Source organism: Candidatus Tisiphia endosymbiont of Thecophora atra, assembly GCF_964026395.1.
Lineage (GTDB): Bacteria > Pseudomonadota > Alphaproteobacteria > Rickettsiales > Rickettsiaceae > Tisiphia.
Genome location: NZ_OZ032145.1, coordinates 398,864 through 414,659, shown reverse-complemented (window position 1 = coordinate 414,659; position 15,796 = coordinate 398,864). Strand labels below are relative to the sequence as shown.

Annotated in this window: 13 protein-coding genes; 9 read left to right on the top strand and 4 right to left on the bottom strand. The window is 30.4% G+C overall.

Annotation, left to right across the window (positions count from 1 at the left end; translation table 11 throughout):
* Positions 1-119: 119 nt before the first annotated feature.
* The 4 genes from AAGD45_RS02015 to AAGD45_RS02000 form a co-directional block, all read right to left on the bottom strand.
* Positions 120-884, bottom strand: a complete 765-nt coding sequence (locus AAGD45_RS02015; RefSeq protein WP_341761773.1) for a polysaccharide deacetylase family protein — start codon at positions 882-884, stop codon at positions 120-122.
* A 128-nt stretch (positions 885-1,012) separates the two neighbouring features.
* Positions 1,013-1,876 (bottom strand): 16S rRNA (adenine(1518)-N(6)/adenine(1519)-N(6))-dimethyltransferase RsmA, encoded by an 864-nt coding sequence (rsmA, locus tag AAGD45_RS02010; protein ID WP_341762186.1) that lies wholly within the window; start codon positions 1,874-1,876, stop codon positions 1,013-1,015.
* Positions 1,876-2,763 (bottom strand): SurA N-terminal domain-containing protein, encoded by an 888-nt coding sequence (locus AAGD45_RS02005; RefSeq protein WP_341761772.1) that lies wholly within the window; start codon positions 2,761-2,763, stop codon positions 1,876-1,878. Before AAGD45_RS02005 ends, rsmA begins: the two co-directional genes overlap by 1 nt.
* Before the next feature lie 10 nt (positions 2,764-2,773).
* On the bottom strand, positions 2,774-4,927 hold the full coding sequence (locus AAGD45_RS02000; RefSeq protein ID WP_341761771.1) for an LPS-assembly protein LptD: 2,154 nt from the start codon (positions 4,925-4,927) through the stop codon (positions 2,774-2,776).
* A gap of 194 nt (positions 4,928-5,121) precedes the next feature.
* On the opposite strand from AAGD45_RS02000, the gene AAGD45_RS01995 reads away from it, so the two are divergent.
* From AAGD45_RS01995 to AAGD45_RS01955, 9 genes are all read left to right on the top strand, one after another.
* Entirely contained in the window at positions 5,122-5,538 is a 417-nt protein-coding gene (locus AAGD45_RS01995; protein ID WP_341761770.1) for an Rrf2 family transcriptional regulator, read from the top strand.
* A 65-nt stretch (positions 5,539-5,603) separates the two neighbouring features.
* Positions 5,604-6,770 (top strand): cysteine desulfurase family protein, encoded by a 1,167-nt coding sequence (locus AAGD45_RS01990; protein WP_341761769.1) that lies wholly within the window; start codon positions 5,604-5,606, stop codon positions 6,768-6,770.
* Between the two features lie 220 nt (positions 6,771-6,990).
* Positions 6,991-8,247 (top strand): IscS subfamily cysteine desulfurase, encoded by a 1,257-nt coding sequence (locus AAGD45_RS01985; protein WP_341762185.1) that lies wholly within the window; start codon positions 6,991-6,993, stop codon positions 8,245-8,247.
* A gap of 102 nt (positions 8,248-8,349) precedes the next feature.
* Positions 8,350-8,733: a Fe-S cluster assembly scaffold IscU gene (iscU, locus tag AAGD45_RS01980; RefSeq protein WP_341753738.1), complete on the top strand. Its 384-nt coding sequence runs from the start codon at positions 8,350-8,352 to the stop codon at positions 8,731-8,733.
* Between the two features lie 4 nt (positions 8,734-8,737).
* Positions 8,738-9,070 (top strand): HesB/IscA family protein, encoded by a 333-nt coding sequence (locus AAGD45_RS01975; protein WP_341761768.1) that lies wholly within the window; start codon positions 8,738-8,740, stop codon positions 9,068-9,070.
* 92 nt (positions 9,071-9,162) lie between these two features.
* Positions 9,163-12,039 (top strand): hypothetical protein, encoded by a 2,877-nt coding sequence (locus AAGD45_RS01970; protein WP_341761767.1) that lies wholly within the window; start codon positions 9,163-9,165, stop codon positions 12,037-12,039.
* Positions 12,040-12,061: 22 nt separating this feature from the next.
* Positions 12,062-13,447, top strand: a complete 1,386-nt coding sequence (locus tag AAGD45_RS01965) for a hypothetical protein (protein ID WP_341761766.1) — start codon at positions 12,062-12,064, stop codon at positions 13,445-13,447.
* On the top strand, positions 13,444-14,697 hold the full coding sequence (locus tag AAGD45_RS01960) for an NB-ARC domain-containing protein (protein ID WP_341761765.1): 1,254 nt from the start codon (positions 13,444-13,446) through the stop codon (positions 14,695-14,697). Before AAGD45_RS01965 ends, AAGD45_RS01960 begins: the two co-directional genes overlap by 4 nt.
* The gene (locus AAGD45_RS01955; protein ID WP_341761764.1) at positions 14,661-15,743 is read left to right on the top strand and encodes a hypothetical protein; all 1,083 of its coding nucleotides are present in this window, start codon (positions 14,661-14,663) and stop codon (positions 15,741-15,743) included. The genes AAGD45_RS01960 and AAGD45_RS01955 overlap by 37 nt, the downstream gene beginning before the upstream one ends.
* The last annotated feature ends 53 nt before the right edge of the window (positions 15,744-15,796 follow it).

The following is a 15,796-nucleotide window of genomic DNA, read 5'->3' as shown; positions in this document are numbered from 1 at the left end:
TTGAAGAATTGTTTTTTGAAAATATCGTGGATTCGCATGCGTAACTATACTATATGTACGCCTAGCATGCTCACCATTTATTTTCAAATCCAATTCTTTAAAGCATTTATAGATAAAAATCACTCTACATGATAATTTTTAATAAAATCAAACTTATAATTTTTTTTATGCAAAAGATCAACTAACTGACTTAAATTTTCTTTGCCATTAAATTGGTCTTGAAACATTTCATCATGCATAAGTAAAATTAATTTATTAGGTAAGGCAGTATCATTTCTGTTAAATTTATCTTCTATCTCTTGCACTAATTCATCTAAAGATTGAATTGGCTTGCCATGTTGATTATGCACCCATTCTAAATCCCAGCCATATAGATAGAAGCCGTTTTTATATATTCCATCATCATCTATTCTTTCTACTTTATCTTCTTCTTTTGAAATATATGGATCATCTTTACTTAGGTTGGGGAGACGGAATACATCTCTACCTGGTAGTCTAGTATTGATATGTGAACCAGTAAAACCAAAAACAGTATTATTTTTTTTAAGATCCTTAATTACATCCGGAAGCTGATGATAAAAATTCCTATAGTGGTTATTAGCGTGAGTATAGCTGTGATTTCCTATTTCAATAAAAGGGTTTTTTTTAGCTAGATCAACAGCTTTCTTTAGGCTAGGACTCGAATTATCATAATGTAATCCTACCATGAACATGGTAATAGGAGTCTTTTTTTGGGTCATGACATTAATAACATTTTCGGTTCCTCCAAGAGGCCCATCATCTGATGTTATATAAATTGTTTTATTTGTATCTGCACATAATGCATAAGGTAGATTTACTATAGCTACGAAACAATAGATTAGGAAGATTTTGGTTATTCTCATAAAAATATACCTGAGATTATATGGTTAAGTAGGTTGCTTTTACCGTAAATAGAATTGTATCATTACATTACCAAGTATACCAAAGTAAAAAATTGACAATTAACAATAAATATTTACTGGTAGTGATATTAATAGCGATGTAGTGGTTCATTTGAGTATAATTTTGCTAAAGACAAATAATCTTGTGGTGATAAATTTTCAGATCGAGAAGAATTATCAATCTTTAATTGAGATAACAAATCTTCTATGTGCGGGGTTAGTTTCTTCAAAGATGATTTAATCATTTTACGACGTTCACTAAAGGCTAGTTTGGTAATTAGTTCAACTTTCCCAATTAGTTCAAGTGTTAATGGATTATCAAAAGGCACGAGTCTAACTATTGCAGAGTGGACTTTTGGTGCAGGGTAAAAAGCTTGCGGATTAACATCAAAGCATTTTTCGACTGAACAAAGTAACTGACATATTATTGATAATCTGCCATAAGATTTTGTTCCAACTTTACCACATATTCGCTCTACAACCTCTCTTTGCAGCATTAAAGTCATACTACTTATTAAGTATGATTTTTTTAACCATTTTATAACTAACTCTGTACCTATTTGGTAAGGTAAATTTGAAATAATAGTTATTTTATCATGTGTTTTGTCATGACTTAAGGTTGATAGATCAAATTTAGAAGCATCTGAATGAATAATATGCAGATTAGGGTATAACTCTCTTATTTCCGTCAGTAACGGTATGCATCTAGCGTCAGTTTCAACCACAGTTAAAGATTTAGGGTTGTAGGAAAGGATAGCTCTAGTGAGTCCGGCTGTACCAGGACCAACTTCTAATACAGAATCATTTTCTCGGAGACCGCTTACGCGAACTATTTTATCACATAGACTACTATCAAAAATGAAATTCTGACCATATCTCTTAATAGGAACAATACCATGTTGGCTGGCATGCTTGGCAATTGAAGGTAGTGTACTCGGATCATTCGAGTATATCACAAAGGTAGCATTATTTTGATATATGCTTTCTTACGCATATCCTCAAAGTATTTTTGGGCTTTTTGTGACATTTTTTTATTGGTCAGAAGATTTACTACATAATCATTTTCATCTAGAGTAACATTAACTATCTTTTTATTACACATTAAGATTAACTTAAACCCATCTTGCATCTCGAAAACACTACTTTTCTCTCCTGTATTTAAATCCTTGAGAATTGTTTGTAACGTAGAATCTAGAGTGCTTAAATTTTGATTGACTATTTCTAACGTAGAAAAATCTTTATATAAAGATTCTTTGATATCGTGACAATTTGTAAGGTGTTTTTGTAACCCATACATCTTTTGCAAAGTTTTATCCTGTTTATCTTTTGAAGTAAAGATTTGGACCGATATTTCTGCATCTTTTGAATTAGTCGCTAATATTATAGCATCAACTTCTTTTGCACTAATAGCAACTGATCTAGAAATACTAGATAAAATATTCATTTTGATAATTTCAGCACCAATCTGAGATTTAAAACTATTAATATCTACAGATTTACTCTTCAAAAGTTGCATTAATTGTCCTTTTGCCATTTTATTACGTTGCTCAATAGTCTCTATAGACTCATTTAACTCACTATCAGAACTTTTTTTACCGTTTACAGACTGATAAAGCAATAAATCATCAATCACGCTGTTAATTGCCATCTTGTCAAGTTGCTTATCTGTTTGAGAATCAGGATTGTTAATATTGTTAAGTGCCATGATCATGTGTTTTCTAGCTAGAAATTCATGTAATGTAATTGGCTCATTATTAACTAATGCAACTATATTGGATAATTCTGCTTTCGCTATGGCTAGGTTAAAAACGATAGCAACTAAACAAAATAACTTCTTCATAATTTTAGACTCACATATTTAATATTTTTAAACCTATAGAAATAGTAGGTACAGCAGAATTCTTTTTTATTCCCCTACTACCATCTTCCATGTAATTGTCTGAAAGTTTTCCGGCTATTCTAACACAATCATTCAAGTATGTCACCTGGATACTCTTAGAAAGAACATTTAGTTTGCTTTTTGGCCAATCTACTCTCATATCATAGGCAACTGACCAATTTTCGGTTAATTGATAAGTGAAATTATAGTAAAATTGCCTTATTTTGTTATCAGTTAATTTATCTGTAAAATAATATTTCTGTAAATTTGAAATCTGAACCAATCCAACAGTTAACTGAATTTTCTTAGAGTTAAGGCTTCCACCTAATTCATCTCTAATTGGATCAAAATTTCTACTTTTTCTAAATCTATAGAATAGTTCTATCTTATCAGAAAAACTACTAGCAATTCTACCAACATTTTCGATATTATTAATAGAGTTAGTATTAATAGCAGTGTTATAGGTTTGTCCTAGAAATAAACTTGTATAATTCTCCTCCGATAGTATAGAAGAATTAACCCCATAACTTAATCTATTGCTAAATTCATGATAATCTATACCACTATAACGATTCGAATTGAATATATTATTTTCTGATAGTTCATATTTTGATGGATCAATAAAGGAAAATTTCTTATTAGAATTATGTCTACGTCCAATAGTCACGGATATAATTGGTTCTACAAACAAGCTAGTTTTATCAAAAATTGATCCAGCTAATGGATAACGCCAAATATTTTGGATGTCAGGTATATTTCTAGTTAGAACATGATTAGTCCTAGAATTATTTAGATATAGGTGATTAATAAAATATACATCTGATCTATTACGTAAGGTAACATTAAACAAATGACCTGTCTCAGTTAAAAAATTATTATCCACTGCTAGTTGCAATGCAACTCGACCTAGTTCTTTTCCACTTCTTTCCTTATAGATTAATGCATCATTCTCTACAACTAAATTACTAGTTTCTTCGTCATTTAGAGGTATAACATTCTTGGTTCTGACCTTGGGAAAAATTAATGGATTCGTACTACTAGAATCATTTGTTCCCAATCCCTCAAAATATATTCCTTCCGTTAATAAATAATTATAATTATTGACATGTTCTAAATATAACTTAGACATTAAATACGGAGTATAATTGTTATAGTAATTTTTTAAATAAGCCTTATCAGAAGTACGTTGTAACCTAAATCCGTATCTATAATCGTTTTTGGTAAAATTACCATTGCTTAATAGATAATATGAGTTCACCTTACGGTTTTTTATCGTTACATTACCATCTTTTATAGAATATGGTACTTTACCATAATTAGCGTCTAAAGATATATAATCAGTTTTATTCGGTTTGTAACGAGCTTCTAGTTCAAAAATTTTATATATAATATTATGCTTTTGCCAAAAAATCCTAGGGGTTAGAGTAAAGTCTAGATTAGGTTTAGCTCTATAATATAGCGGTATTCCCAAAGCATTATCTCGCACTCCAGGTATCAATACTCCCGATTCTGCGGACGCCTTAGGTGTTGGATGAGAAAAATATGGTATATACAAGATTGGTACACCATATACCTCAAAAAATAGGTGATTATAAACCATTTTATTCTTATTAAGATCTATCTCAGTATTTTTTGCAGAAACTTGCCAAATAGGTTTTTGGTTACATAGTATTTTGCATGGAGTAAAGGTACTATTATGCAGACGGAAAATATCTTCATTTACTCTTTCTGCTAATTTTGATACTAATAGTGTATTATCACCAAAATATAAAATAAAATCTGAGATTATCCCTGCCTTTAGTTTGTCTTTTAATATAACAATATCTCCTAGAATAACTCTATTGTGCTGATCTTTAATTCTAATATCACCTTCAGCCCAAAGTTTATCTTGCCCTATATCATAAATCAAAGAATTAGCTGTTAGGAAGTAATTATCCAATATAACTTGAACATCACCTTTAGCATAAATAAACTGTTCTTTTTGGTTATATTCAATATAATCCGCTGACATAAAGCTAAATTGTTTGCCTATCTTTTTTTTATCAGTCCCTTGCTTGTCAGCTATTGCAAAGCCAAAAACCGATAACAAAGTAATAATAATCAATATATTGCAGAAAATTCGCATTAAAGATAACTTTTGAAGTAAGATGATATATCATGTATACATCAAATTTGATATATTTATACGATAATCCGAGGTTAAATAGTAGTAATTTTTAAAATTAGGTTGTCCTTGAAATAATAGTTATACTGTCAATCTATACTTGACTAAATTAGTATGGTATTATATAATCATGTTATTATAGGGGAGTTGTTTGTATGCAATTAACTACAAAGGGGCGGTATGCTGTAATGGCTATCTTAGAAATCGCATCGCAAATGTCGGATATGCCTGTTACCTTGGCTGAGATTTCGGCAAAACAAAATATACCGGTTAACTATTTGGAGCAAATTTTTGCAAAACTTAAGAAAGCTAATATAGTTAGATCAGCGAAAGGTCCAAAAGGTGGTTACATCATTAATGAAAAATTAAATAATATCAAGATTACTAATATTATTGATGCGGTAGATGAGAATATTGAAATGACAAGATGTTTAAGAAAATCTCAGAATAGTTGCGTACCTAATAAAGTAAAATGTAACGCTCATCATTTATGGTTAGGTTTAAGTAAGCATATAAGGAACTATTTTGACACCATCTCTGTAGCTGACATGCTAGCTGATACACTAGATTAGCTCTAAAAGTTTTTGAAAATTATTTTAACTTATGTATTAGTGGACGAATAAATTATGTTATATATATGTTATATTTAGACCATAATTCTACTACTAACGTTCATCCTAAGGTTAAGGAACTTATGAAGAATTTGCTCGAAGAAGCATATAATCCGTCTTCTATTCATACCAAAGGGCGTTATGCTAGGAGTTTAGTAGAAACAGCTAGGGAGCAAGTTGCAAGATCTGTGGGCGTTGACATAAATTCTAGAGAATATCAGGTTATTTTTACTTCCTCTGGCACAGAAAGTAATAATTTGCTGATGAATAATTATTATGATGGAGAAATTTTTGTTTCTAGCATAGAACATTTATCGATCTTTGATCATGCTAAATATAGAAATAATATTAAAATTATTAGGGTAGATAGCGATGGCATTGTTGATGCTCAGCATTTAGGAGAACTACTATCGGTTAGTCATAGCAATAAAAAGCTCGTGTCTATAATGCTAGCTAATAATGAGAGTGGTGTTGTGCAAAATGTACAAGAGCTGGTTAAAATTGCCCAAAAATATGGGGCAGTATTTCATAGTGATTGTGTTCAAGCAGTTGGCAAAATATCGGTCAATATTAAAGAATTAGGAGTTGATTTTGCTACTATATCAAGTCATAAATTAGGGGGAGTACAGGGAAGTAGTGCGTTGATTGCTAAAGCAGAGCATACGCTTAAAGCAATGATGATTGGTGGAGGGCAAGAGAGAAACATTCGCTCAGGTACAGAAAATGTACTAGCGATTGCTTCGTTCGGGCTTGTGTCATCAATAGCGACTACAGAGATAGAAGATAGATACAAAAAAATGAAGAAATTACAGACATATTTGGAACAAAATTTGTGCAACTATAAAAATGTTAAAATAGTGTCGAAAGATGTTGAAAGATTACCAAATACCACGTTGATAATCGTACCTAACACTGATGCACAAACCAAATTGATAGCTTTCGATTTACGGGGTATAGCAGTTAGTTCCGGTTCTGCTTGTTCATCAGGGAGAGTTGGTAAATCACATGTTTTATCGAATATGGGGTTTAGTGAGGATGACACTAGGTCTTCGATTAGAGTCAGCTTTGATTATCAACAAACTACCCAAGATGTTGTAACGTTTATTAAAGCATTTGAAGAAATATATGCTTCTAACTTAAACGTCATTGCGCATAGGCGTCAACTTAAGAGTGTAATGATTGAACATGTATAAACAAATTAAACACAGCCGTCATCGCGAGGCATCGTTAGATGCCGTGGCGATCCAGGTAAACAGCGAAGCTGTTTTTTAGAGTAACGCTTCGCGTATCTTGGATTGCCGCGTCGCCGCTTGCAGCGGCTTCTCGCAATGACGCCTATGAGCAATGACGGATAACCCTTCTAGGTACAGGGATGATCTTAAAAATCGCAGGAACGCTAAAAGAGTAACTAGTATGGATGAATTAGAGAAATTAAAACAAAAAGTAAAATTAAGTGGTAAATCGCTGCCAATTTATATGGATTACCAGTCTACAACTCCTATAGATCCAAGGGTCTTGGAATGTATGCTGCCATATTTTACCACTAAATTTGGTAATCCGCATTCTAGGAGTCATTCCTTTGGTTGGGAAGCTGAGGAAGCTGTGGAGTTGTCGAGGAAAAAAGTAGCTAGGCTTATTGGAGCAGATCCTAAAGAGATTATTTTTACTTCTGGTGCTACTGAATCTAATAATTTAGCTATTAAAGGAATTGCCAAATTCTATGGTAATAAAAAAAATCACATAGTGACGGTGGTAAGTGAACATAAATGCGTTTTAGATGCTTGTAGACATTTAGAAGATGAGGGATTTAAGGTAACATATTTGCCAATTCAGCTGAGTGGTTTGATTGATTTAGAAATATTGAAAAATGCCATAACAGATCAAACTATACTGGTATCGGTGATGGCTGTAAATAATGAAATTGGTGTTATCCAACCAATTAAAGAAATTGGCAAAATTTGTCGTGAACGAGGAGTATTCTTTCACTCAGATATTGCTCAAGGATACGGCAAAATTCCAATAGATGTTAATGATTGTAATATTGATCTTGCAAGTATTTCTGGGCATAAAATTTATGCTCCTAAAGGTATTGGTGCTTTATATGTAAGGAAAAAACCTAGGGTACGACTAGTGCCGATTTTAAATGGTGGAGGGCAGGAAAGAGGTATGCGTTCTGGAACTCTACCAGCTCCTTTAATTGTTGGGCTTGGTAAGGCTGCTGAAATAGCTCTGCTTGAGATGCAAAAAGATGCTAAGCATGTAGAAGAGCTTTTTGATAGGTTTTATGATAATATTACTAAAGAAATTGCCGACGTTTATCTAAACGGTGCTAGACATAATAGATATAAGGGGAATTTAAATCTAAGTTTTGCTTATGTGGAAGGTGAGTCTATGATACTAGCTATTAAAGATTTAGCCGTTTCATCCGGCTCTGCTTGTACGTCATCTTCACTTGAACCATCATATGTGCTAAAAGCTATGGGTGTTGATGAAGAAATGGCACATACCTCTATTAGGTTTGGTATTGGTAGATTTACTACTAGAGAAGAAATCGATTATGCTGCAGCGTTAATAGCGTCCAAAATTAATAAATTAAGAGAGCTAAGCCCTCTTTGGGAGATGGTGCAAGAGGGAGTTGATTTAAAGCAGATCAAATGGGCAATGCATTGATACCTCAGCATCGGGATAAGAATTTGTCAATTCTGATCCTAAATTCGCTTAGGTTGCTTAGATGCTTATCACTTAATTATTATAATATAGATAGGAAATAAAATGGCATATAGTCTAAAAGTGCTGGATCACTATGAAAATCCTCGTAATGTAGGGTCATTAGATAAAAATGATGCATATGTTGGAACAGGTCTTGTCGGAGCTCCTGCATGCGGTGATGTAATGAAGTTACAAATTAAAGTTAGTGAAGATGGAATTATTACAGATGCCAAATTTAAAACCTTTGGTTGTGGTTCTGCTATTGCTTCAAGTTCTTTAGTAACAGAATGGGTTAAGGGTAAATCTATTGATGAGGCTGGTAGTATAAAAAATACTGAAATAGCCAAAGAACTATCTTTACCGCCAGTAAAACTCCATTGCTCTTTATTGGCAGAAGATGCAATAAAAGCTGCAATAGCTGATTATAAAACTAAAAAATTGCAGTAAATTTATGAAAAATATTATGTCATTGACTGATGCAGCAGCTAGGCAAATAAAGCTATTGATAGACAAACGTAATAAACCATCTTTTGGTATTAGGGTTGGGGTAAAATCTGGTGGCTGTTCTGGTCTATCTTATTACGTAGAATATGCGGATGACAAGAATAAGTTTGATGAGGTGATAGAAGATAAAGGTGTACGAATATTAATCGATCCAAAAGCTCTGATGTATATTCTAGCAAGTGAAATGGATTATGTAGAAGACAAGTTTAAATCTGGGTTTACTTTTAATAACCCAAACGAAAAAGGTAGTTGTGGATGTGGGAAGTCGTTTAATATATAAGAAAATATTTCTGTTTTTATAAAAAATGCCGTAAAACCCATGTCTTTAGCGTGTAGAATGTAAGGCGTTACTCACCTTGAGTTTCAATCTAAGTGGCAACAAAACCGCTCATTCTTAACATTGGTTTTTATATGAAACATAAACACTCTACAAAAGCATCATCTACAAGCAGTAGCTTATCAGCTAGCTCAGTAAGTGACCCTAGTGTTAAACTACGACAATTTGATGATAAATTACAAGCAGTTTTAAATAATTCTTTAGGAGGTGGTAGTAAAATAGGAAATTTTATAATCAATCGTATTTTATGTTCCCTTGATGCAACTAATATAACTAATGGAGAAAAAATAAAATATATAAAGATTATAGAGCAATTTGTGTCAAAGTTTGTTCAAGAAATGGATAAGAATTCAATGGAACAATTACAACCTTGGAGACAATTATATAATCTTGTATTAATTCGTGAGCATTTAAATAAGAAAGGTGAGGCAAGTGTTATTCAATATTTATTAAATAGTAAAGTTTTTGATGAGAATTTATTTAACCCTAATAGATTAAATGATGATAATAACTTAACATTATTAGATTTGCTCGAATCTTTAAACGATGTATTAATAGATAGATCAGAAATCAAGAAAAACAAGGAATTAATTAAATCGTTAAAAGAAAAAAAGGGGGCTAAGCATTCTTTAGAAATATTACAAGACAAATTTGATCAAGAGAATTACGATAAAAATATAGAAAAATTCAAAAAAGAATTACAAGAATGTTTACCAAAGGAGGTAACATCCGAGGGAGGGTTTAAAGCGGTACGTAAATTCGAACAAAATAGGCCAAAAGAGTTTTTAGAATGTCTCGATGCTATCTTAAATAACAAAAGAGGAGAGATTTTTCAACGTATAAAGTTACTTCTTAAAAAACAAGATACAAAGAATCATGAGGCTCATGTGTATGTGGTGGATACGCTTCTACGTAAATATTATAAAGATATAGAAATAATACGTTATATTGTAAAAGATGTACCGTTAGATTCATTAAGGATGATTTACTATGAAGAATTAATAGGACTATATTTTGATAAAAAGCTCAAGCCATTCTTAACAAAGGAAGAGGAAGGGTTATTAGATGAGTATACTAATCAACTGGTTACATTAAGTATTAATAGTAATGCAGATAACAGTGCAAAACATTATGCTTATAGGCAGCGTTTTAATTACTATAAGTATAAAGAAAATTCAGAAAAAACAATTTTGCAAGGAACAATTGAAGTATTATTAGAATTAATAAAATATGCTGATAGTACTGAAATACAGGAAGATTTATATCGTTTATTAATAGCTTTATATAATATAAAAAGTAGTCCATTTAAAACGTCAACCCTTGATAAATTAGCTATTGATTATTTTAATTTATTTGGTGAAGTTAAAGAGAAATTTATAAAATTATTTTCATATCATGTTTTTGATAAAGCATTTGTTAAAAAAATAGAGGAAGATATAGAAATAATTAAACAAGCTCTTTCAGCAAACAATCAGGAAATCCGCACAACTATTATAAAATTTTTACAGGCATTTCTCATGCAAACAGGGGAGTGTAGTATTAATACTATAAAGGAGGTAATTGATGATCTTGATTTTGGTGATTCTGAGTGTATCTTGAGGATTTTAGCTTGTTTGCAATGTTGGTCTAAAAATGATATAGAAAAAGTAAATTATCAAAAAGTTTTAGACGCCCTAAAAGGTGATTCTATAAAGAAAGATCCTATAATTAACATAAAAATGGCGGAATTTTATTTAGCCATAGAAGAGTTAAGTGAAGCTAAATGTTGTTTAGATATAGCAGAAAAGCTGTTAAAAACTCATAAATCCTCTCAATATGAAATAGACCCTAAAATAAACCTTAACGCAGCTAAATTAAACTTAATGTTTAATGCATTTGCAGATAAGAATACAGAATTTCTAAACAAAAATTGGAATTATATTAAACAAATATACGACATGTGTAATGCCAAAAGGAAAGAGTTTTCAGAGGAGTTTCACAGTATAATTGATATATGTCAATATCATATATTGACCAAAGATCCTAATCGTAACACAAGTCTAAACTCACAAGATGCAATTAAAAACATTGTTAATAAAATCACGGAAGATGATGAAGTTACTTTTTCTTTAGGAATTATAGATAAAACTATTAGTGAAAAAACACATCATGAGATTCCCGCAGGTAGTCATGTTGGTGCATCTAGTTGTGGCACAGAAGAATATAGCTCTGAAGAAAGGTCCAATACTGAGATAAGTAATATTCCTACTCAAGAAGACTCCTTAGCCAAAGAAAGTTTTGTAGAAAAATGTTTAAACCACTGGACAATTATCCATCAATATTATCAAAATATTAAAAAAGCCACTCGATTTTCTCATGATAAAAGCTCCGATCATCATCAAAAAAATTATCACACTTGGAACATTTCTAACGAAGTATCATATACAACAAAAGATGAAGATGATGTTATACGTATTAGTAAACACAAGAATATTTATGCTGTTATTGACCCTAAACTATTAGGATTATTAGAGAGATCTGAACAAGACAAATTTACTAATGTTTTAAAGAAAGGTATAGTAAAAAATTCTAACCTTAACGGGGTTAAAATATTAGGATCATGTTTTCTAGAACTTAAAATAAATGCAGATGCTCGGTTATACGCAAGCAAAATTTATGAAAATGATAATGGTGCTGTTTTAGTGATTTTTGATAAAAAAACTGATCATGATGGCATAAAAAGGGCATTGCGTGCTGAGAATATTGAGTGTATAAAAGTTTTTGGGGGTGTAGACCATAGTACACAGATAGAAGATTATCCTTTAAAGTGTGATGTTTTTCCGGAAGATTATTCCATGTATGATGTAAGCTGCATGGGAGTACATACTATTGAGCTTAAATTGCTTTCCATAATACTTATAAAATGTTATTAAATCATGAACAAAAAAAACAAAAATGTTTATTAAAAGGGAGAACATTTTAAAAGCAAGTGCAATATCTATGATATTTGTGATTAGCTTTGTTGTATTAACAAATATATTGGTACGTCGTTGTATCAATCATGAATATCATCAGCAAAACCTAATAAAATTAGAAGAATATCATAATATAATTAGATCGCTTTTAGTTGATAAATTTAATATTAATTATATATTAAGTAGTAATGATATATCTGATCAAATCTCTATTTTAAAAGAACATATTAGGAATCATGTTTTCATTTCGAAGTATCATATACCAAATAGCGTGTATGGCAAAAACGATCTACCTTATATCACTCTACAAGAACTACTAGATATACTATCAAACCAAGTATTTAAATACAATATTACTATTAATAATCATTCAATTATATCTAATGGTGTGGTAGAATTTCAGGAGAGTTTGAACAAGCAGTATCACATTAATAAAGACCTCACTTATAATATCTCAATACAAATTTCTCCTAATTCTTATTATACACAACAAGCTATCTCTAGGGTTAAGCAGCAAATTTTATTATTAAATATAGGTTCTATATTTACAATTTTAGTACTATTTACAATAATATTGTATCTATCTTATAGAGATAAAAAAATTAAAATTAAACTTAACAAGTTAGAGGCAGATTTAACTAACAGTATGGAACATAGTAAAAATATTCTATTATTTCACAAAATAAACGAAGAATTTACTCTAAAATGTTATCACTATTCTAAAAGTAATAATAAAAAATCATTTAATATCTCTAATACTGTTAATATAGAAGCAGAACTAGGATATAATAGTGAATATTTTCCATTACCAATAACAACATTAGAGTCCCACAATGAAATTAATTACCATACAATAAAACTAACTCCGATAATTTTATATCTACAAAGTTATTATACAGGATACACAGCTTGCTATAATTCTAATATTAAACTAGATATAGTCAGTAATATAGAGACACTTGAAGTGCCTTTTGAATCGGAAATATTTAACCAAATTATGGTTAGTGTATTATCTAATATCTTGTACTTTAATAAAAATACAGAAAGATCGAGATGTGTAAAGTTAATATTTCAAAACAACTTGATTACCTTTATCGGTGAAGGGTTTAGTTTAGACCAAAATTTAGCAGTAAGATATTCTGAAAAAATATTTAATGATACAGCTAATTTATACATATTAAATTTGGGACAAATATTTATTTTGTTAAAAAGTTTTAAAATAAATTGTCAAGTAACTAAAAATAAGTACTCTACAACAATAGAAATAAAATTAGATAATGTACCAACAGAGTTAAATACCGACACTACCCAAAAGGCACAGATAATTAAAATGAATAAGTATAGAAAACTTAACGACTTAAAATGAGAAATTTTATACTATTACTATTTATAGTAGTAATTTCTACTTGTGAAGCATATGCAGTACTTTTTTTTAATAAAGAAGAGCCAGTATACTATTTCGTTAATCATGAGGAACAAATTAACAACATAAGGAAGTTATTAATAAGAGACAGAATAGTAGGTATTACAGGTATCAGTGGTATAGGAAAAAGTGAAATAGCTAGAAAATATGCACAAAAATATCAACAAGATTACGATATTATTGCGTTTTTAGATGCAAGTATAGATTTAATCCCACAATTTGTTTTATTGGCTAAAGAAATAAATCAAAAAATATGTTCAAAAACGGGGTGTTTCATTTCAGAAAGTACCGGAAGCGTTAAACAAAACCTTATGACATATCTTAAACCTCAGGGGAGGTGGTTATTAATATTCGATAATTTACATATTAATGAAAATAACAAAATTAAGGATATTATTGATTGGCATCATAATGGACATATTATAATTTGTTCGCAAGATAGTCAATATTTGCTACCAAGAATCTCAGTTCCTTATTTACAAGAAAAAGACATTTTTATGGCAATTAATAAGCTTATAGACGAGCGATCAGAGGAATTTAAAAAAGATTTGGCATGTAATTTAAAAGGTTATCCAACTAATATAATTGGACATAGTGCTATTTTTTTACAAAGCAACAACCACATGACAATCAAAGAGTATATAAATTATATACGAAAACATGATAACAAATTAAATGCACATTTATCAATAGTATTAAATGAAATTACATCAGAAGCCAAAACACTATTATACTATATGGCGTTATTAAATAATCAAAAAATAGGTAATAATTTACTAGAACATCTAGTAGATGATAAGGAGAAATTATCCGATTTAATTGATGAGATAGTGAGATTTGGTTTAATTGAACAAATTAGTAACAATAGAAATAAAAAAGTATTTCGAATGCATAATGCAGTAAAATATGAGATATTAAATATATACGATTTAGCTACTAATAAGAAAACTATTGATAAACTACTTATTAAAATACAACATTTAATGTCAGGGGAGATGGTAAATCAATTTTATTTAATTATGCAGGATAATACCTTTGAAAGTAATGTAGAAGTACTGCTAGCTAATGCGGATAAGTATAATAGTAATATTTATGCAAGCATGGTCTTGCATAATAGCCTACTTGGCTACTACTTACGTTATATAATGCCAAAAAAATGGTCAGTTGGTTTAAAGAACACGAACATAAGTTGATTTGGCAAAATATGACAGAATTAGAGCAAGTAGCGTATAGTAGGTATTTAGGACGTATAGGACGATATGAATACTTTGTTGTTAATCACCATTCAGATATAGCCATGCAATATTTAGTGAAGGCTAAAAACGCCATAAATAGTTTACCAAACAATGAGGTAGCAAAATCATCAATTTATTATGAAATGTTTCAAGTTCAGGTATTCACAGGGCAAATAAAAGAGGCAGAAGATAACTTACATATTATACAAAATATAATGCTTAATAATAAAAACTTTATACATAAAGCAAGCATGATAGATTATGGTATGGCTAGAATATTATTAACTCAAGGAAAGTATCAGCAGGCTTTATTAGCAATTATAGATACGATAAGTAAAGAAAAAACTCAGCTAAATAAATCTAGGACATTGGCACAAATAGGTGATGTAGAATTAAGACAAGAAAATGTATGGCTTGCACCCATTTATATTTTGCAAGCAGAAATACTAAATAATATGCAAAAATTTGAAGAGGCTTACGCTATAACTAACGATGTATATACTAAGATAATGAGTAGTGATCTAAATGAAATTAAAGATATCACATCTACAACAATAGCATATTGTTTAACAGAGTTGTCAAAATCTGAATTAGGGCTAAAGAGGCAGAATGATGCTTGGAAACATATAGTAAAAGTAGTTGATATACTGATACAAGACCAAGATAGAAGCAATAGGGAAAATGAGTTAGAGAATTCCATAGATATATTTTTAGCTAATGCTTTAGTAGTAAAAGCAAATATATTAAGTACTTTAGGGAAAGCAGAAGAGGCTATGATTAATTATAGATTAGCTAAAAATATTTATTGGAACATATACAATATCAAAAACATCGGCAATATGGATAATGTAAGTTATGCCTTCTTTCAGGCAGCAAAAACTGCTACGAAATTAGCTAATAAAAGTGATAGACATATACAATGCACTTATTTTTACTCACTTCTTTTGACATATTTTGGTTCTGATCATCCTAGGAGTAAAGAATTATATGGAGTATGCCCATAAAAGCATATTGTCTGAAGTGAATAATGCTCTAGAACCTAGTGTTAATCTAAATA